Origin of the sequence: Pseudomonas umsongensis, assembly GCF_002236105.1 — a bacterium.
GTDB classification, from domain to species: Bacteria; Pseudomonadota; Gammaproteobacteria; order Pseudomonadales; family Pseudomonadaceae; genus Aquipseudomonas; species Aquipseudomonas umsongensis.
The window spans coordinates 835,048-854,792 of the sequence record NZ_NIWU01000001.1; the positions used below are offsets into that span (position 1 = coordinate 835,048).

11 protein-coding genes are annotated in these 19,745 nt (G+C 60.5%); all 11 read right to left on the reverse strand.

Features of this window, described 5'->3' with window-relative positions; translation table 11 throughout:
- Positions 1-33: 33 nt before the first annotated feature.
- Entirely contained in the window at positions 34-1,101 is a 1,068-nt protein-coding gene (locus PSUM_RS03760; RefSeq protein ID WP_033042701.1) for an autotransporter domain-containing protein, read from the reverse strand.
- Positions 1,102-1,413: 312 nt separating this feature from the next.
- Complete coding sequence (locus tag PSUM_RS03765; RefSeq protein ID WP_083349007.1) at positions 1,414-3,969, reverse strand: autotransporter family protein; 2,556 nt, start codon at positions 3,967-3,969, stop codon at positions 1,414-1,416.
- Positions 3,970-4,198: 229 nt separating this feature from the next.
- A complete protein-coding gene (locus PSUM_RS03770) occupies positions 4,199-4,999 on the reverse strand; it encodes an endonuclease/exonuclease/phosphatase family protein (RefSeq protein ID WP_020800631.1) in 801 nt (266 codons plus the stop codon).
- A 1,031-nt stretch (positions 5,000-6,030) separates the two neighbouring features.
- Positions 6,031-7,209 (reverse strand): integrase core domain-containing protein, encoded by a 1,179-nt coding sequence (locus tag PSUM_RS03780; RefSeq protein ID WP_020800720.1) that lies wholly within the window; start codon positions 7,207-7,209, stop codon positions 6,031-6,033.
- Between the two features lie 408 nt (positions 7,210-7,617).
- The gene (locus tag PSUM_RS03785; RefSeq protein WP_033044621.1) at positions 7,618-8,376 is read right to left on the reverse strand and encodes a PIG-L deacetylase family protein; all 759 of its coding nucleotides are present in this window, start codon (positions 8,374-8,376) and stop codon (positions 7,618-7,620) included.
- Positions 8,377-8,569: 193 nt separating this feature from the next.
- A complete protein-coding gene (gene glgX, locus PSUM_RS03790; RefSeq protein WP_083349008.1) occupies positions 8,570-10,729 on the reverse strand; it encodes a glycogen debranching protein GlgX in 2,160 nt (719 codons plus the stop codon).
- Positions 10,730-10,844: 115 nt separating this feature from the next.
- Positions 10,845-11,168 (reverse strand): DUF2934 domain-containing protein, encoded by a 324-nt coding sequence (locus PSUM_RS03795; protein ID WP_020799186.1) that lies wholly within the window; start codon positions 11,166-11,168, stop codon positions 10,845-10,847.
- A 21-nt stretch (positions 11,169-11,189) separates the two neighbouring features.
- On the reverse strand, positions 11,190-13,964 hold the full coding sequence (locus PSUM_RS03800; protein WP_083349009.1) for a malto-oligosyltrehalose synthase: 2,775 nt from the start codon (positions 13,962-13,964) through the stop codon (positions 11,190-11,192).
- Entirely contained in the window at positions 13,961-16,039 is a 2,079-nt protein-coding gene (malQ, locus tag PSUM_RS03805) for a 4-alpha-glucanotransferase (protein WP_020799188.1), read from the reverse strand. Before malQ ends, PSUM_RS03800 begins: the two co-directional genes overlap by 4 nt.
- A complete protein-coding gene (treZ, locus tag PSUM_RS03810; protein WP_083349010.1) occupies positions 16,036-17,832 on the reverse strand; it encodes a malto-oligosyltrehalose trehalohydrolase in 1,797 nt (598 codons plus the stop codon). Before treZ ends, malQ begins: the two co-directional genes overlap by 4 nt.
- A gap of 12 nt (positions 17,833-17,844) precedes the next feature.
- Positions 17,845-19,431, reverse strand: coding sequence for a glycogen synthase GlgA (gene glgA / locus PSUM_RS03815; RefSeq protein ID WP_083349011.1), 1,587 nt, complete (start codon positions 19,429-19,431; stop codon positions 17,845-17,847).
- Positions 19,432-19,745 lie beyond the last annotated feature (314 nt).

Genomic DNA, 19,745 nt, shown 5'->3' on the forward strand with positions numbered 1-19,745 from the left:
AGCAAATTGGCTATCACCAGTGCGCGCAGCTGCTCACCAACGCATCCGCACGCCCAGGCTGCCGATCAAGCCATTCAAGTCATTGTCATCCACATCGCTGCTGTAGTCGGCGCTGACGTACAGGCTCACGGTCGGCGTCATTCTGGCCACCAGGCCCAAGCCCAGTTCGACCGTCGAGGAGTTTCGGCTGCTGCTGATCTTGTCGACCTGGTCGAGGGTTACGGTATTGCCGGTGTACACCGTGTGCCACAAGTTGGTTCGAACATAGGGTTCGACGGGCAGGCCGTTGATGTCGTAGCTACCTTTCAACTTGGCACCGACCCGGCCGCTCCAGGAGGAGAGGTCGCTGGAGGATGCATTCCCTGAACCCGCATAGGGAGTGTCCAGGGTGATTCGCTGGTTGATCAATTGCGCTTGGGGTTCCACCACCCAGTTCTCACTGATGCCAATCGGGAATCCGCCTTCGACCGAGAGGGTCACTGCGCTGCCTTCGGTGGCTTGCCTCGCGCCTTGTTCATTGCGACTGAAACCGTTGACCCGACCACCACTGGCCGACAGATCGACGTGCCAGCCTTGTGGGCCGGTCAGGCTCCAGTAGGCGCCGAGGCTCTGTCCCTGCAGGTTGAGGGTGTCGGTGTGCGGGTCCGATTGTGCGCGATTGGTCAGCAAGCCGTTGCCGGTGCCGTGGAACTCAGCGGTGCCGCCGATCAGGCCGACCCGTTGGGTATGGCCACTGTTGCTTTGCAAGGTCAGGATCGCCGGGCTTTTCAGTTCGCCGGAGCCGGCAATGGAAAACCCCTGGGCCATGGCGTCGGTTTGCGCCTGGCGTGAAGCCTGGCCATACAGTTGATCCCAGGCTCCGGGTGCAGCCGCTTCGACGGTCAGGCTCGAGCTTCGCGTATCGGCAATCGGGCTGAAGCGGCCGGGATAGGACGTTGTTGGTGCAGACAAGGTAAGCGACGGGACGTCCTGGCGGTACCAGGGCGTGGTTTCTTCCTCTGTGGGGGAAGCCTGCACTTCCATGGAAGAACATAACAGCAGTGTACTGGAGACGGTGCAAACACTAATCCGGATCTCTTGAGGGGTGAATGAAGTTTTCATGGAGGTCTACCTTGCAATCGCATGCGGTATCTCGCTGTGGCGTCTCTCCTACCCCGAGTGAGGGGCGACCGAAAGAATTAGGGCAAGCCGACTCCCGCCCGTTTTTACGGGTAGTCATCGGATTGATCCTGGTGGTGGTTCCGGGGTAGTAACGTGAAGTCAAGAGGACCCCTGGCATTGCGTCAAGAAAATGGCCGATAAGTGGTAGAGGTATTTTAGATCATATAAGTGACTGATTTACGACGCATGCTTAAGTGCTTGTTTATTGGTTGAAACGTCAAAAAACTCTCGAGCTAGAGCCTTTGCTCAGTCTTACCAGCTCATCCTGATTCCCAGGTTACCGCTCATTCCCCGCAAAGGATTGCTGTCGATATTGCTGCTGTAATCTGCATTGGCGTAAACGCTGACAGCTTGCGCTAGTGTCAGGATGGCACCCAAACCCAGATCCGCCGATGAGGAGCGTTGGCGGGTGTTGATTTCGGTGCTGTCGTCGAAAGTCACCGTGTCGGTTCCCGACATGGTGTGCCACAGGTTCACGCGCAGGTAGGGTTCCAGCGGCAGGCCGGCGACGTCGTAGCGCCCCTTGAGCCGGGCGCCGAGACGACCGGTCCAGGCGGTGTCGGAATCGAACGACACCTTTGAAATGCCGTCGTCCTGACGCTTCAGGTCAACCGTTTGATTGATGGCTTGCAGCTGGGGTTCGACCACCCAGTTGTCCGCCACGGCAACAGGGTAGCCGGCCTCGACGGAGAGGGTCATGGCGTGGCCGTCATTATCGATTTTCAGGCCGCGCTCGGAGTGACTGTCGCCGTTGAGCCAGGTGTACATCGCCACCGTATCGAGATACCAACCCTTGGGGTCGGTCAGGGTCCAGTAGAGCCCGAGGCTATCGCCTTGCAATTCGACCTTGCCGGCACGTTTGTCCTGGAAACCCTGGTTGAAACCGTCGACGTCACCCTTCAAGCGGCTATGGCCGACGAAGAAGCCGGTGCGCTGGGTTTGCCCACCGGAAGTTTGCGAGCCGAACAGGTCGTTGCCCACCTGAAATCCGTTCAGCGAGCCGTCGAGTCGTGGCGTGACGGTGCCGGCCCAGGTCTGCTCGATGTTTTTGCCATAGACCCGGCCCCAGCCCGCGCCAAAGGCGCCGGTTTCTTTCAGCAGGCGTTGATCACCCTGTCGATCATGGAAGGTGCCGAGTGCCGTCAGGGCCAACTGCGCGGCCGCCGGAGGCAACGCTGACCAGACCGGGACTTCCTGGCGGTACAGGAGAATGGGCGCCGCGCCGGCAACGGGCGTCGGCAAGGGTGGTGTGCCGACAGCCGCCACCGGTAACGGCACTAGAGGCACCAGGACGGGCGGCACGGTTGGATCGGGATTGGGCACTGCCGCTGCAACCAGCGGCGGCGCAACAACGGACGAACGCAGGTACCAGCTGTTTGCGCTGCCGGCAGTGACGCCCCCCTTGAATAGTCGATAATCAAACGCGCCGACCGACAACGGGGCTTTGAGTCTGAAGGCGCCACTGTCGCTGATGGCCGTGCCTTGGGCCTGGACAACTTGAATACCGTTTTGCAAGGTGGCGGCGCCCGTGCCGCCAAGGTTGCTGACGGTAATGGACGTGGACCCAGCCAAGGTACCGTCGTTGACCACCAGTTTGTCACTGGGGGAGCTGTCATCGCCCAGTACGCTTTGCAGCCATAGCTGGCCGCCGTTGCCCGCATAGTTGCCCTGTACTGTCAGGGTGTCGCTGGTGCGACTGTTGCCACTGCCAAGGTCGATGATCCCGGCGTTGTTCAGCGTCGCCCGCTGGCCTGCGGAGAAGGGGGTGAGGCTACCCCTGGCCGAGGTCACGACACTGCTGCTGTCAATGTTGAATACACCGCTACCGCTGGTGCTGTCACCCAGGACAAAGTTGCCGTCGAAGTCCAGTTGAGACTTATTGTTCAGGTTGACGGTCTCCCAATTGATGTAGCGAGCGACGCCGCTGGTGGTGGTGTTATCGAAAGTCAGCAGATCGCTGCCGTTGCCCCCATCCAGGGTCGGAGTCTGGGCCAGGCGGCTGGCACTGAGATTGCGCAGGGTTGCCCGGTCATCGCCATCACCCATCAGGATCGCCGAACGGATGATGCCGCCGCCATCCCAGGTCAAGCTGTCACTGCCCGCGCTGGCCCGGATCTCCCCGACGATTTCGCCTCCAGTCACCGTAATGCTGTCATTGCCACCGCTGACACTGATGTTGCCGCCAATCCTGCCACCGGACACGATGATGGTGTCAGTCCCAAACCCGGTGACCAGATTGCCGAGGATCTCGCCACCAGACAGGTCGAACAGATTGTCATCGAGCTTCATATCGACCCGGCCGATGCTGCCACCTGTCATTTTGGCGGTGTCACCGTCTTCGAAGGCGCCAATGATCGTGCCTGCGCTCATCTGGAAAAAGTCGCGACTGTCGCCCTGGGCCAGCGACTGGATAGTCCCGCCACGTATGAGGGCGGTGTCGACGCCATTGCCCTGGTTCACCGCCCCGGTGATCTGGCCGGCGTCAATGCTGAAAGTATCGCTGCCGTCCCCCAGTTGGACGATCCCGCTAATGACGCCGGACTTCATGTCCAGGGTATCGTTGCCGGCGCCGAACGTCACATTGCCTGTGTTCGTGCCGGTGCCATTGGCGGGGAAGGCCAGGTTGTTGTTTCCCGTCAAATCAGTCAGCGGCCCGTTGTTGCCGCTGTCGCACACGAAGTTGTCGTTGCCAGTGGAAGGGACCAAGGTACAAGCCGCCTGGCCGGGCAGGGACCAGCCCATGCACAGCCAGATCGAAATGGCACAGGCGCTGTAACGGTAGCTGGGCAGTGCTTTACAAAGGTCCATGCGCGTCTCCGCTCAAGATTCGACACCCGATGCCTTGCAGGAACGGCAAGGTAGGGGGTGTATCTGCAGCGCGAGTCGCGAGACATCATCAGGAAGGCATAAGACCCTTCAGGCAACGACGGCTACGGGGCATGTCCATCCGAGTCATTCGAACGGACGAGAGCACCGTAGCAAGTGTTTTTGGATGTATCTACTGTCATAAATGACAGTTAGAGATCAGTTTTACGTGTTACAGGTGCACTTCAACCGCCAATGGCAAATGATCCGACAGGTGTGTCCAGGGCTTGTGGCCGAGGATTTTCGGATCGTGGCTACTGGCGTTGCGCAGGTAGATCCGATCCAGGCGCAGCAGCGGGAAGCGTGCCGGGTAGGTTTTTGCCGGCCGGCCATGGTGGCGTTCGAACGCTTCGTGCAAGTAGTCGCGGCGCGAGAGAGCGGCGTTGCCCTGCAACTGCCAGTCGTTGAAGTCGCCGGCAATGATGACGGGGGCGTCATCGGGCAAGGATTCGAGCAACTGGCAGAGCAACTGCAACTGCAACTGTCGATGACTCTCCAGCAGGCTCAGGTGTACGCAGATAGCATGGACCTCGGCATGGCCCGGTACATCCAGCACGCAGTGCAACAGCCCCCGGCGCTCTGGGCCGGTAATGGAGACGTCAAGGTTGCGGTATTCACGGATCGGGTATTTGGACAGCAGTGCGTTGCCATGGTGACCGTCGGGGTAAACCGCATTTCGCCCGTAGGCGAAGTCGCTCCACATGCTGTCGGCCAGGAACTCGTACTGCGAGGTTTGTGGCCAATCGTTGTAGCGCGAAGAATGGCGCTCGTGTTCACCGACGACTTCTTGCAGGAACACCAGGTCCGCTGAGGTACTGCGTACCGCTTCACGTAATTCCGGGAGGATGAAACGCCGATTGAGGGCGGTAAAGCCTTTGTGGGTGTTGACGGTCAACACGCGCAGTCGATGGATAGCCTCGGGGCTGTTCAACGGCACTGATCCTGCTGCCAGCCGATTAGAGTCACTGCTCACTTTCACTCCTCTGAATCCGGGTTGCTTATGCATGCGACTGATAGGGGAGCGTGCAGTTCAGCGCGTTATGCCGTGATGCCAAAAAATCGTCCGAACGCAGCGGGAATCGCATCGCAGCGATGGCGTTCTGTTCGCCGACCTGATTATAGGTTTGTCCGCCATGCCATTGCGGGAGCCAGCCCGCTGGTGAAATACGTCCAGACAGCGCGTTCATCCAGACAGGGCGCGTTATCGTTGACCTCCATCGCCAGCAGGCTGGCTCCCCACAGGGGATTGGGGGTATCTGTAAAAGTCAGGTCGGCTTTAAGGCCGCCTCGCTTTGGCTTTTGATCGCGCGCGCCCCGTTAACCACGATGGCCGAACGCAGGCATTGCGCAGTGGGTGAACCGGCAGGACGCCGGTTTAGCCGCGCTGGGCCATGGATGGCCCATCGCGGCGACCCACGGAGCAATGCCGGAGAGAGGGCATGCCGAGCCTTGGCGAGGCACCGAGTGGTGGGGCAAAGCCTTTTGCTTCCTTTTTGGTGTTTGAAAAAGGGAGTCGCCGTAAGGGCGAAACCATAGGAGGCCGTTACCGCAGCAATGGATATGCACTCCGACAGCCAATTTCACACAGGGCTTCCTGTGACGCCCGTATCACCGTTGCGCACGGCTCAACTAATGCGTCGTCAGTGGAACGCGGAGCGTCCCTGGCGGCATTCCCACGCAGAGCGTGGGAACGATCAACATGCTCGCTCCTACAGGGGATCGAGGTACACCCGTCAAAGTTAGGTCGGCTTTAAGGCCGCCTCGCTTTGCTGTTGATCGCGGGCGCCCCGTTAACCACGATGGCCGAACGCAGGCATTGCGCAGTGGGGAAACCGGCAGGACGCCGGTTTAGCCGCGCTGGGCCATGGATGGCCCATCGCGGCGACCCACGGAGCAATGCCGGAGAGAGGGCATGCCGAGCCTAAGCGAGGCACCGAGTGGTGGGGCAAGAATGGAACAACCACATAGGTAACAGTAAAGTTCAGGCACATGGGTAACACCTGATCACTTATTTTTGATTACTTTGAGCGTCAGATAACCATCCTTAGCGTCTCGTTCATCAACCCGTCCCAGTAGAACAGGCCCAAAGATGATGTCCCAAGCCCCTTCGCTGATGTTCTCCAATCCGACTATCTGATGTTTCAGGACATAGCCGACATAGATTCTGAGCCTTCCTTTGTTCACCACGCCGTTGGAGTCCGTTCGGTATGCCTCAACATGGCTTGGGTACTTCATCTCCGGCAGCTTCCTCGGAAATGCCCGTGACGAGCTTGTATAGCAGGAGCCTGGTGTTTTCTGCCCCAAAGCCTCATGAAGACGTTCATGATTATAGTGCTGCATGAACAGGTCAAAATGCTTCTGCTGGGCTCCCCACTCAATTTCCGGCGGCCTTGGCAATGTGCTCTTAAGCGTGCGGTGCATGCGCTCATGCCGTCCATTCTGCTCGGGTCGACCCGGCTGAATCCTTTCGTGAATGATGCCCAGGCGGGCCCACCAGATAGACAACTGCGATAACCCGGCACGCCCACCGCTGGCGAAAGGGACTCCGTTGTCCGTACGGATCCGCTCAGGCATTCCATACATCTTGAATAACCGCTCGAAGGTGGCCTTGGCGTCCTTGAAAGTCGTGCTCGGCATGCTTTCACAAGCCAGTAAAAATCGACTGGCGTGATCCATTACCGTCAACGGGTAACACCAGACACCGTCTCCTGTCAGGTATTGGCCTTTGTAATCAGCGCTCCAGAGCTGGTTAGGAAGGTCGGCTTTCTGAAGTGGTTTGGGATAAACGGCGACACGTTGGCGCAACCGCCGAGACACCACCAATCCCGCTTTTTTAAGCACGTTGTAGATCGTGGTTTTGGAGGGTGGCGGCTGATCTGGAAACCGCTCTCTCAGGGCTGTCTGGATCTTTTTCGGGCCTGGCGTGGTTTGCCCTTGGCCGCGCAGCTCAAGAATGGCCTCTTTGACCGCAAACGGCACAGCCTGAGCTTGAGAGTGGCGCTTGCGACTGCACTCCGCCAATCCGTTGATGCTGTCCGCGTTGTAGCGGGCTACCCACTTGTAACCGGTCTTGCGACTGATGCTGTGAGCCGCACAAAGTTGGCTGAAATTAAGTCGACCGGACAGATAGTCGGCAATGAACATCACTTTCAGGTCCATAGGTTTGAGCTCTCGCCACGGCATGGTCAGATCCTCGGAATCGACCAGTGCCAGTTAAAAACTGTTACCTATGTGCTTGAACTGTTTTGTTACCTATGTGGGTGAGTCATACCGGCAAAGCCTTTTGCTTCCTTTTTGGCGTTTGAAAAAGGGAGTCGCTGTAAAAGCGAAACCATAAGCCGCCGTTACCGCACCAATGGATATGTACGCAGGCAGCAAATTTCACACAGGGCTTCCTGTGACGCCCCGCATCACCGTTGCGCACGCCTCAATTAATGCGTTGTCAGTGGAACGCGGAGCGTCCCTGGCGGCATTCCCACGCAGAGCGTGGGAACGATCAAAACAAAGGCATCACCAAAAGTCAGGTCGGCTTTAAGGCCGCCTCGCTTTGGCTTTTGATCGCGCGCGCCCCGTTAAACACGCTGGTCACTTTCAGACAAACACAATCTCATAAGGCAACCGCATCCGCTCCAGCAAAATCCGCGGCAGCCGTGGCGCAATCCCGACGGCCGGTTCACCGTCAAGTTGACTGGCATAGGCATGGGTAGCATGGCTCTTGCGCGCCACCGTCCAGGTGTCCAGGCGCACTTTGCGTGCCCGGTGCCAGGGGATCAAGGCGCTGTCTCGCGATGGCCAATGCCAGGCCCAGACCGGTATCTCGGTGAAAACTGCACCGGCGATGGTGGCGGCATTGGCGCTGGCGCGGCCGACGGCGTCATGGTCGCTGTTGCCATCCTCGCACCAGGTGCTGAACACCACATCGCCCGGCCGTAGATAACGGACGATGAATTGGGTGAGCGCCTGTTCATGCTCCGCCAGGGTATGGTCGGTGAAGCCGCCGCGTATCCATTTCAGGCTGTGCATCGGCAAGCCAAGCCGGCGCAAGGCCTCGACACTTTCCTGGGAGCGAAACACGCTCAGGCGTTTCTCCGACCACTGTTGGGAGCCTGGATGACTGGCGCTGCCATCGGTCACCGAAATCAATTGCAAGGGGTGTCCCATGGCGCTGAGCAACTGCAGCAGACCGCCGCAAGTCAACACTTCGTCGCCGGGATGTGGGGCGATCACCACGGCGCGCGCACCCGGGGGGAGAAGGGATTGAGTACCGATGACCGGAATATTGGCCAGTTGCGGGGCGCTGTTCCAGATTTGCTCTGTACAGCTGCTGTCACTGATGGACACAGATTTCATGGCGTTACGTCCTTGTTCCATACGCCCCCAGTCCTGCGCAACGCAAGCGCTGCTACAGCCGTGAGGGCGGGTTGATAGCGAAGCGCGGCGCTCCGGACCCTGGACAGCCGCGCATCGAGTATTGCTCATGTATCGCTATTCGTCGCGCCGGAAGTGCACGCATGGCTCAATTTTTCCATTGCGCCGGTGATTTCTACTCCTCTTCCTCACGTTGCAATTCGAACAACAGCAGCGAACGTCCGGTGACCGAGTACTCGCGCCCGAAATCGAAGCGTTCCTGACCGCGTATGGACGGTTGATTGGTGTCCATCAGGCAGGTCCAGAAGCTGCCGTCCGGTACCTCCGGCAGGAGGAAGTTGACGATGTCGTGATGGGCGTTGACCACCAGCAACAACGTGGCGTCCGCGCCTTTGCGGCGGATCCCGGTTTCCTGGGCTCGCCCGTCGAGCAACATGCCCAGGCAGCGATTGTGCGCATCGTGCCAGTGCTCGGTGGTCATCTCGCTACCATCGGGCGCCAGCCAGGTGACATCCTTGACGCCGATGTCCTCATTGTAGTTGCCCACCAGGAAGCGCCCCCGGCGCAAAATCGGATAGGCCAGGCGCAACTTGATCAGACGCTTGACGAACTTGAGCAACGCCTTGCCGTCCTCGCTCAGGTCCCAATTGACCCAGCCGATCTCGCTGTCCTGGCAATAAGCATTGTTGTTGCCTTCCTGAGTCCGGGCGAATTCGTCGCCGGCCACGATCATTGGCGTACCCTGCGCCAGCAGCAAAGTGGCGAAGAAGTTGCGCATCTGTCGAAAGCGCAGTTCGTTGATTTGCGGATCGTCGGTGGGGCCTTCTACGCCATGGTTCCAGGACAGGTTGTTGTTGCTGCCGTCCTGATTGTTCTCGTCATTGGCTTCGTTGTGCTTGTCGTTGTACGACACCAGGTCGTTGAGGGTGAAACCGTCGTGGGCGGTGATGAAATTCAGCGATGAATAAGGACGCCGACCACGCTGGTTGAACATTTCGCCGGACGCGGTCATGCGGCTGGCAAAGTCCGCCAATTGGCCGTCGTCACCTTTCCAGAAAGCGCGCACCGTGTCGCGAAACTTGTCGTTCCACTCCACCCAGCCCGGCGGGAAGTTGCCGACCTGATAACCACCGGGCCCGCAATCCCAGGGCTCGGAGATCAGCTTGACCTGGCGCAGTACCGGGTCCTGGCGGCAAGCCACGAGGAAACTGTGACGTTCGTCGAAACCGTCGTGATAACGCCCCAGTATGGTCGCCAGGTCGAAGCGGAAACCGTCCACGTGCATTTCCGAGGCCCAGTAGCGCAGCGAATCGGTGACCATCTGCAATACGCACGGATGGCTGAGGTCCAGGGTGTTGCCGGTGCCGGAATCGTTGATGTAGAAGCGCTTGTCGTCAGGCATCAAGCGGTAATAAGAGGCGTTGTCGATACCGCGCATGGACAGGGTCGGGCCCTGTTCGTTGCCCTCGGCGGTGTGGTTGTAGACCACGTCGAGGATGACTTCCAGGTTGGCTTCGTGCAGGTGCGCGACCATTTCCTTGAACTCTGCGATCTTGCCGCTGGCCAGGTAACGCGGGTCGGGGGCGAAGAACGCAATGCTGTTGTAGCCCCAGTAGTTGGTCATGCCTTTGTGCAGCAGGTGCTGGTCGTTGACGAAGGCGTGGATCGGCAGCAGCTCGACGGTCGACACCCCCAGCTTGCGGATATGCTCCAGCACTTCGTCGACCATCAAGCCGGCAAAGGTCCCGCGCTGGTTTTCGGGAACGGCGGGGTGGCGCATGCTGAAGCCGCGCACGTGGGTTTCATAGATGATCGTTTTGTCCCATGGCACGCTGACCCGGTGATCGTGGCCCCAGGTGTGCGCCGGATCGATCACCTTGCATTTTGGCACGTAGGGCGCGCTGTCGCGCTCGTCGAAACTGAGGTCTGCGTCGGGGTGGCCAATGGTGTAGCCAAACAAGGCTTCGGACCATTTCAACTGACCGACCAACTGTTTGGCGTAAGGGTCGATCAACAGCTTGTTGGGGTTAAAACGATGACCATTGACCGGATCATACGGGCCGTACACGCGGTAGCCGTAGATCAGCCCCGGATGGGCATCGGGGAGGTAGCCGTGGTAGATCTCGTCGGTGTACTCCGGCAGTTCGATGCGTTCGAGCTCCACTTCGCCGGCGTCATCGAAAATGCACAGTTCGACGCGGGTGGCGTTGGCCGAGAACAGGGCGAAGTTGACCCCCAGGCCATCCCAGGTCGCACCGAGCGGGAAGGGCAGTCCTTCGCGGATGCGCGAGGGTTCGGCACGGGGAGGTGGTGTTTCTTTCTTGGTTCGGGTCATAAATGCTCCAGTAACGGCAGGCAGTGACGGGGCTCAAAATTTTTTCGCGGGCGAGCGAATCCCTCGGTGGCGAGCGGGCTCGCCACTGGAATCTTCAGGACAGCGTGAGAAAAGCTTAGACCGCAGGCGGTTTTCGCGGTGCGCGAGGTTTTTTCTCGGCGGCCTTTTCCCCCGGTGGTATCACCGCGGAAGCAGCTGCCGGCTTGGCCTTGGCCTTGGGTTTTGCTTCCCCGGCCTTGCCATTGAGTTTGCCATCGCCGGCTTTGCCCACGGTTGTCTTGCTCGACGCTGCTTTGGCCGGCTTTTTCGGTGCCAGGGCTTCGGCTTCAGCCAGTTTGCACGCCATCTCCCAATGCCGTGCTTCCTGGCCCTCAGGTTTGCCTTCGGATTCCCAGATCTGATAGGCAAACTCGCGGATGCGTTTATCGTCGGTACTCATCGCATTGCTCCTGAACTGAACTCAAATGTTTGTAGCCTGGATAAAGAGATTGACCGGGAAATCCCCCAGCGCGGCGCTGATCATCAGCTCCCTGTGTTTTGTGACTGCGACGCTTGAAAAAAGTCCCTTCAGATTTTCGTCGGCGATTGTGAACGGCAAGCTGATCCGGGTATCGCCCCACTGCGGCGCGTCCACGTGAGGCACGGCACTGTTTTCCAGCAATGCCGAACAACGGATCGGCACGATGACGATGGCGCGGATACCCTCCCATTCACGGACAAATCCCAGCACCCGATTGGCCTGGCTGCCGATGACTTCGAGGGGCTGGTAAGTCCCGCGTCGAAACAGCTCGGCGTGCTCGGCACGGGTGGTTAATGTCCGCACAATCAAGGCTTGCTTGATGCGCCCGTCGTGCCAGTGCTCCAACAGATCAGGCAGATCCAATGGCTGCTGCAAGGCCTGCTGGCGGCTGGCGTAATCCACTGGCCGGCGGTTGTCCGGATCGACCAGCGTGAAGTCCCAGAAGTCGTTGCCCTGATACAGGTCCGGTACTCCCGGTACCGTCATGCGCAGCAAGGTTTGCGCCAATCCGTTGAGGGCGCCAGGCAGGGCAATCGTGCGGGCTGCCTTGCCCAGGGCGGTGCGCAATAGATCACCTTCCGGGCTCAGCAGCAGGCGCCGGGTAAAGTTTTCGCTGGCTTGTTCATACGCTTCATTGGGTGCGCTCCAGCTGCTTTGCAGCTTGGCTTCGCGCAGGGCCTTGCGTTGCCATTGGCTGATGCGTTGGGCGTAGTCCTCCAAGGCCGCTGGGTCGTCGGTGCGCAGGTTCAGCGGCCAGCTGCCCAGCAGTGCCTGATAGAGAATCAATTCATCGCCGGCTGACGGCATCTGCTCATCGTCGCGCAAGGGCCGGGCGAGGGCGTGCCAGAGGCCGATCTGTTCGACGTACCATTGACTGCGTTCACTCAAGACGGACAGGCGCGCGCGCGTATCCTCGCCACGCTTGTGATCGTGGGTCGCGGTGGCGAGCAGGTTGTCCGGGAAATCGGCCAGGCGCTGGGCACAGGCAGCATGGAAATCGGCCACAGGCGCACTGAATTGCTCGGTGCTGAAGCCGACGTCATTGCGCGAAAGCAACACCGCCGAACGATAGAACGCGGTGTCTTCCACGGCCTTCGCGGCGGCAGGTGAAGTCAGTTGCTGAAAGCGCACGCAGGCATGCTTGAGCCGTTTGCGCAGCCGGCCAGCCGGACGTTTTCGCCAGCTCTCGCCCCCCAGCCACCCCGCCAGGCACTCGAGCACTGGCCAGTCGGCTTCGCCAAGGGTTTGTCGGGCGCCTTCCATGGCTTGCTGGAAAAACACTTCGTCCTGCGCCGAACGGCCCAGAGCGCCGATGTAGGTGCGATACACCGAGAAATGCACGATCAGTTCCTGCAGCGCGCGACGGATCGCCCCCAGCGTCAGGTCACGGGTCATCAGGTCATCCCGGGCCACTTGCAACAACGCCTGGGCGACACTTTCGAAATCCCCGGCCAGCGAGCCATTGAGAATCTGCTGGCGCGCCAGTTGCGCTTCCTGGCGGAAGTCAGCCGGGCGCCCGCTATAGCGGTGCCAGAGCTCACCCAAGATGGGTTGACCGGCGGGATCGTGCTGCAGCAGTGACAACTGGTTCATGAACTCGTAGCCGGTGGTGCCATCCACCGACCAGTCGCGGTGCAGGGTTTCGCCTTCGCCCAGGATCTTTTCCACATAGATCGGCAGGTGTCGACCCGCTGCCAGGCTGTCGACGCGCCGACGCAGTTTGCGACAGTAACCCCGTGGGTCGGCGAGACCGTCTATATGGTCGATGCGCAACCCGTCGACCAGTCCTTGTTCCACCAACTGGAAGATCTTCGCGTGGGTCGCCTCGAACACTGCTGGGCGCTCGACGCGCAAACCGCCTAGCTCGTTGACATCGAAAAACCGCCGCCAGTTAATGTCGTCCGCGGCGGTGCGCCAACTGGCGAGGCGGTAACTCTGGCGCTCCAGTAAGTCATGCAGGCGTTGAAAACCTTCGCTGGTCAGCGAATCGTAGGCCTGCAGGTTTTGTTCGATGGCGTGCAGTATTGCGGGATCGCTGGCCAGTTCGCGCAATGCTTCTTTTAACGCAATCGCCAGGGTGTAGGCATCTGTCTGATAGCTCAAGGTGTTGAACCGGTCCGCCAGCAATTTCAGCGGCTCGGCATCCGTCTTGAGCAGCTCGCCGTAATGACTGGGGCATATCGGAAAGTGATGATCGTAATGCTCCACATGAAACGCGCCGCGCTGCGCATTGAAACGCAATGCCAGGGTGCCGTCCTGCAAGGCGATGCCGTAGTCGCTGCCCAGGAACGGCAACAGCAACTGGCCTTCCATCAAGGGGTCGGGCGAGTGCCACTGGATATCGAAGAACTCGCCGTACGGGCTCAGGCGACCCCACTCCAGCAAGTCCAGCCACCAGGGATTGTCGTTACCGCCGACTGCCATGTGGTTGGAGACGATGTCGAGGATCAACCCCATGCCCTGTTCACGCAGCGCGGCGACCAAGCGGCGTAGCGCAGATTCACCGCCCAGTTCCGGGTTGACCGTGGTCGGGTCCACCACGTCGTAGCCGTGCATGGAGCCCGCGCGGGCGCTCAGCAGCGGCGAGGCGTAGACATGGCTGATGCCCAGGCGGGCGAAATAGGGCACCAGCGGCACGGCATCATCGAGAGTAAAGCCTTTGTGAAATTGCAGCCGCAGGGTGGCCCGTAGCGGCGCGATAGCGACCGGGTTCATTGGTCACGCTCGGCCGCCTGAAGTCGCGCGCAGGCGAGCAGTTCCAGGCGTCTGGCGGCGTCCGGGCCATCGAGCAAGGCTTCGCTGGTGACGGGTAAACGGCGGGACCAGTTGGGGTGGGTATCGATGGTGCCGGGCAGGTTGGCCTGCTGTTCGATGCCCAGTGCATCCTCCAGAGGCAGCAGTACCAACGGCGCGCGGGTGTGGCCGAGGAAACGCACACTGGCATCGAGGACCTGATCGGTTTCGTGGGACTCTTCGCGAAAGTTCTGCGGGTCTTGGCTCAAGGTCCGGCGCAGGCCTTCGCGTTCGCGCTCGCGATGCTGGCGCCACTCGATTTCAGAACTGGCATCGATCAGGCCGAGGCGGGCGTTCCAGTCGATATCGCGGCCATGCCACCAGCCATTGAGGGTGGGCAGGTCGTGGGTACTGGTGGTGGCGAGGGCGTTGTCCGGCCAGTCGAGGATCGGTTTGAAGTGAGTGTTGTCCTGTTCGAACAGCAACACTCGCATACCGAGGATCGAACGGGCGCTGAGTTTTTCCCGCAGACCGTCCGGCACCGTGCCCAGGTCTTCACCGAGGACGATGGCCTGGTGGCGATGGGACTCGAGGGTCAGCAGGCGCAACAAGTCGTCAAACGGGTAATACAGGTAAGCCCCATCAGCGGGCGATGCGCCATTGGGGATCACCCACAACCGTTGCAAGCCCATGACATGGTCGATCCGCAGGCCACCGGCGTGGGCGAAGTTGGCGCGCAGCATTTCAATGAACGCACGAAAGCCGTTGCGCACCAGGCCTTCGGGTGAGAAAGCGGAGATCCCCCAACCCTGGCCGGTGCGGTTGAGAATGTCCGGTGGCGCGCCAACGGTGAGGGAAGCGAGCAATTCGTCCTGGCGGCTCCAGGCCTGGCTGCCACCGCCATCGGCACCAACGGCCAGGTCGGCGATCAGGCCAATGCCCATGCCGCTGCTGCGGGCGGCGGCTTGCGCGCGCTCCAGGCAACGGGTGATCAACCATTGGCAGAAGGCGAAGAAGCCGATGCGGCCAGCGTTCTCTTCGGCGAATTCGGCCAGGGCAGCGCTGCGCGGGTTGCGCCACTGCGGCGGCCACTCACGCCAGTCGAGGCTTTCGCCCCGGGCGGCACGGGTTTCTTGAATGGCCTCGAAGCGGCAATGATTTTCCAGCGCTTCACCGCCGGCATGGCGAAAGCTGCTGAAGTCGGCGTGCAGTGGATGTTCGCCGTGCACGAATCCGTCGTACAGCGCCTGTAATAGGCGATGCTTGGCTTCGGCAGCGGCCGGCCAATCGATCAATGGCAGTTCTTGCAAACGCAGAAGTTCGGCAGCCAGGCCGGTGGCATCGATAGCGGTGCGCATCGCGCGCTCACCGAGAATCGCCCCCGGCGCGCAATACAGGCTATTGAGAAACAGACGGCTTGACGGCGAATAGGGGCTATAGCGCTGGGTGTCGTTGGCAAACATGGCATGCAAGGGACTGATCGCCAGTGCGTCGGCGCCGCGTTCGCCCGCCACCCGGGCCAGGTCTTCCAGTGCCTGGGTGTCGCCAAAGCCGCCATCGCCGGCACGGCGCAATGCATACAGTTGCACGCTCAGGCCCCAGGCGCGCGGGATCGGGCTGTCCACCGCATCGGCTACGCTGTAGCAACGGGCGGGAGCCACGGCCAGGGTAAAGCTTTGTCCATCGATCTCGACGTGTTGGTAACCGACCGGGATCAGCCCCGGCAGAACGGCTTCGGCATCCAGCTTGAGACTGAGTTTCGAGCCATCTTCAAGATGGATCTCGCAGGGTGTCAGCGGCTCAAAAAAGTGCGCCAGGTTAAGTCCCACGCCGACATCGGCGGTGATCAGAGGCGGCAGGTGGCGGGTCTGTTGTACTTGTTGCAGTTCGAGCAGGCTGGCGTCGATTTCCTGGGCGCTGCCGGCCGGGTGGCCGAGTCCCGTGAGGACGTTGCGCAGAACCGAAGGCGCGACTTTTTGCGGACGACCGTTGGCGTCGATCCAGTCGACCGCCAGGCCAGCCCGGCTAGCAAGGATTTCCAGTTGCGCATCACTCATTGGCGCTCTCCATCAAGGTGTAGCAAAGGGGCCGCGGCCGTGAGGCTGACAATTGCGCAATACGGGGGCAAGGTGCCCTGGTCCAGCCGTTGGCCAGACCCGGGCGGGTGTTCGAACAGCAAGCTTGCGTCCACCTGTGGCATATGGCGGACCGGCGTGTCGCTGAGGTTGAGGTCGATGCGCAATTGACTGCCATCGCCCAGGCACCATGACGCGCTGACCGCGCCAAAACCCAGCACCTGGGCATTGCGCGCCCGGGTCCCAGGCAAGTGCGGGACGATGTGCCGATGGCGGATCTGCAGCAGTTGGCGGTAGAACTCATGCATCGCCGAAGCCCCGTTGACCGTGAGGGTAGGGCGGGACGCTTCGAAGGTCTGTGGTGCGTTGGGATCGGGAATCCGTTCACGTTGATGCGGGTCGGCAAACGCGCTGAACGCGGCAAATTCGTTGCGCCGCCCTTCGCGCACCAAGCGTGCGAGTTCGCCGTGGTGGCTGGTGAAAAACAGGAACGGTTGTTCGGCGGCAAACTCATCGCCCATGAACATCAGGGGGATCATCGGTGATAGCAGCAACAGCGCCGTCGCGGCTTTTAATGCGTCGGGGTGGGCCAGTTGATGCAGGCGCTCGCCAAAGGCGCGGTTGCCGATCTGGTCGTGATTCTGCAGAAACAGCACGAACGCGCTGGGTGGCAAATGCCCGCTGGGCTCGCCGCGCGCTTGGCCATGGCGGTTGAGGTGGCCCTGGAACACGAAGCCCTGGCTCAGGCAGCGGGCCAACTGTTCGGTGGGATTTTTTGCATAGTCGGCGTAATAGGCATCGGTCTCGCCGGTCAGCAGCACGTGCAAGGCGTTATGACCGTCATCGTTCCACTGTGCGTCGAAGCCCTGTTCGAGCAGGCTGGCCTGGTTATGTTCATTTTCCACCACCAGCCACACATGTCGCGACGGATCGGTTTGCTGGCGCACCCGCTGGGCCAGTTCCTGGAGAAAGTCCGGGTCTTCGATGGCATGCACCGCGTCCAGGCGCAAGCCGTCAAAGCGGTACTCCAGCAACCACATCAAGGCGTTGTCGATGAAGAAGTCGCGCACCTCGCGCCGGCGAAAATCGATGGCCGCTCCCCAAGGCGTGTGCCGGTCTTCGCGGAAGAACCCCTTGGCGTAGCGGTGCAGGTAATTGCCATCCGGCCCGAAGTGGTTGTAGACCACATCGAGCATCACCGCCAGGCCAAGGCCATGGGCGGTGTCGATCAGGTGCTTGAGTTGTTCGGGAGAACCATAGGAGGCCTGGGGTGCATAGAGCAGCACCCCGTCGTAGCCCCAATTGCGCTCGCCGGGAAATTGCGCGATCGGCATCAACTCGATTGCGGTGACCCCAAGCTCCACCAGATGTGCCAGGTGCTCCTCGACGGCGAGAAAGCCGCCGAGGGCGCCGACGTGCAACTCGTAGATCACCGCTTCATTCCACGGACGTCCCAGCCAAGTGCTGTGCCGCCACTCGTAGGCCAACGGGTCGACCACCACGCTGTGCTGGTCAATGTCCCCGGCCTGGGCGCGGGAGGCCGGGTCGGGCACCTCCAGTTCGCCATCGATGTTGTAGCGGTATCGGGTACCCGCCGGGCAGCGGGTGTTGATCACGAACCAACCGTCGGCCTGAGGCAGCAACGGCAAGGACTGTCCATTTTCCAGTTCGACACTGACGTAGAACGCATCGGGTGCCCACAACGCGAATCGCGTGTTTTGCGGGTCCAGTTTGATTGCGCCGTGGGGCCAGGTCTCAAGGGTCCGTAACGGCATTGCGTGAGCCTCTTACTGTTTGTGCGATTTCCCCAAGGCTTTGGCTACAAGCTGCTCGTAGAGTTCGGCATAGGGTTCGACCGCCTTGCACCAGTTGAACGGTGCCGCCATGGCGCGGCAGCGCATGGCATTCAGCAGGTCGGGGAAGGCGAACACCTTGAACGCTCGGCTCAAGGCTTGCTGATAACTTTCCACCGTGGATTCATTGAACAGGAAGCCGGTCACGCCATCTTCGATGGTGTCTGCCAGGCCACCGGTATTGCGCGCCACCGGCAACGAGCCGAAACGCTGGGCGTACATCTGGCTGAGGCCACAAGGTTCATAGCGCGACGGCATCAGGAGGAAATCGCTACCGGCAAACATCCGTCGGGCATCGGTTTCGTTGAAGCCGATGCGCACACCGATCTGCCCGGGAAAACGCAGGGCCAGTTCGCGCATGGCTTGTTCTTCTTCCGGCTCGCCACGACCGATGATCGCGATCTGGCCGCCGGATTTGACGATGTATTCGGAGACCGCTTCGGTCAGGTCCAGGCCTTTTTGGTAAACCAGGCGCGAGACCACGGCAAATAGCGGGCCTTTGCTGTCTTGCAGGCCGAACAACTGGCGAACGTGGGCGGCGTTGACCGCCTTGCCGTCCCAGTCACCGATTTTGAAGGGGCAAAAGAGGTGCGGGTCGGTGGCCGAGTCCCAGCTTTCGTCGATGCCGTTGGGAATGCCGCTGAGCAGGCCTTGCTGGGTCTTGGCGGCGAGAAATCCGTCGAGACCGCAGCCGAAGTCCGGGGTGGTGATTTCCTGGGCGTAGGTCGCGCTGACTGTGGTGATGTGGCTCGAATAGGCCATGCCAGCCTTGAGGAACGACATCTTGCCGTAGAACTCCATGCCTTCCTGTTGCAAGGCGTGCTGCGGAATGCCCAGTTCGGGGCAAGACCCCAGGCTCGTCACGCCCTGGTACGCCAGGTTATGGATGGTGAACAGGGTCGGCGTGCGCTGCCCACGCCAGTGCATATAGGCAGGGGCCAGGCCGGCGGGCCAGTCATGGGCGTGCACCAGGTCCGGGCACCAGTGGATCTGTGCGAGGTTGGCGGCAATATCGGCGGCCGCCAGGCCCAGGCGGGCGAAACGAATATGGTTGTCCGGCCAGTCGCGGCCGTTGTTGGCGCCATAGGGCGAACCTTCGCGCTCGTAGAGCTCAGGGCAGATCAACACATAGATAACCAGACCATCAGGCATGTCCATGCGCCCGATCTTGCACGGCGGGAGCGCCGCGTGCCCACCGAGTTCACCGATAATGTGAATCGGATTTTCACTGTGCATCACCTGCGGATAACCGGGGATCAGGACACGTACATCGTGCAGATGCGCCATGGCCCGTGGCAGCGCGGCGGAAACGTCTCCCAGGCCGCCGGTTTTCACCAGGTCGGCAATTTCGGAGGTGACGAACAACACTTTCTTCTTGTTGGGATTCTGACTGGCCACCGGCACCAGCGTCCGCGTAGTGCTAACGCTGATCGGTTGGGCACTTAGAGCAGTCGCGGCGCTCGATTCGCCGATCTGTTGATGAGCCAGCTCTCCCTGAACATCCAAAGCCGCACTAATCATATGAATCTCCCGTGTTGTTGATCTAGTTCTTGGGTCTGGCAAATCGTTACCTGGCCAATGGGTGTGGCCACGCGCAAAGCGCTATGCCTCGGCGAGCAAGCGCTCCCCAAATGCGCTGAAGCAAAATGGGTGAATTAACCATTGCAAGGATTGCACCAGTCGCAACGCACCTTCTTTTCACTCGACCGATCCCGTGTGGCAAAAGTTTCGACTTTTTTTCCACTTTTTGACTGACCGGTCGCCCTTGGGGAAATCAGTCTAGGCCAGAACTTAGAGCGGTAAAGTGCTGATGGCAAAATTGTTCGACAATCGGT

Coding starts and splice junctions, on each gene's coding strand:
- PSUM_RS03760 (WP_033042701.1), bottom strand. CDS start 1,101: ATGAAAACTTCATTCACCCCTCAAGAGATCCGGATTAGTGTTTGCACC.
- PSUM_RS03765 (WP_083349007.1), bottom strand. CDS start 3,969: ATGGACCTTTGTAAAGCACTGCCCAGCTACCGTTACAGCGCCTGTGCC.
- PSUM_RS03780 (WP_020800720.1), bottom strand. CDS start 7,209: ATGCCGTGGCGAGAGCTCAAACCTATGGACCTGAAAGTGATGTTCATT.
- PSUM_RS03785 (WP_033044621.1), bottom strand. CDS start 8,376: ATGAAATCTGTGTCCATCAGTGACAGCAGCTGTACAGAGCAAATCTGG.
- glgX (WP_083349008.1), bottom strand. CDS start 10,729: ATGACCCGAACCAAGAAAGAAACACCACCTCCCCGTGCCGAACCCTCG.
- PSUM_RS03795 (WP_020799186.1), bottom strand. CDS start 11,168: ATGAGTACCGACGATAAACGCATCCGCGAGTTTGCCTATCAGATCTGG.
- PSUM_RS03800 (WP_083349009.1), bottom strand. CDS start 13,964: ATGAACCCGGTCGCTATCGCGCCGCTACGGGCCACCCTGCGGCTGCAA.
- malQ (WP_020799188.1), bottom strand. CDS start 16,039: ATGAGTGATGCGCAACTGGAAATCCTTGCTAGCCGGGCTGGCCTGGCG.
- treZ (WP_083349010.1), bottom strand. CDS start 17,832: ATGCCGTTACGGACCCTTGAGACCTGGCCCCACGGCGCAATCAAACTG.
- glgA (WP_083349011.1), bottom strand. CDS start 19,431: ATGATTAGTGCGGCTTTGGATGTTCAGGGAGAGCTGGCTCATCAACAG.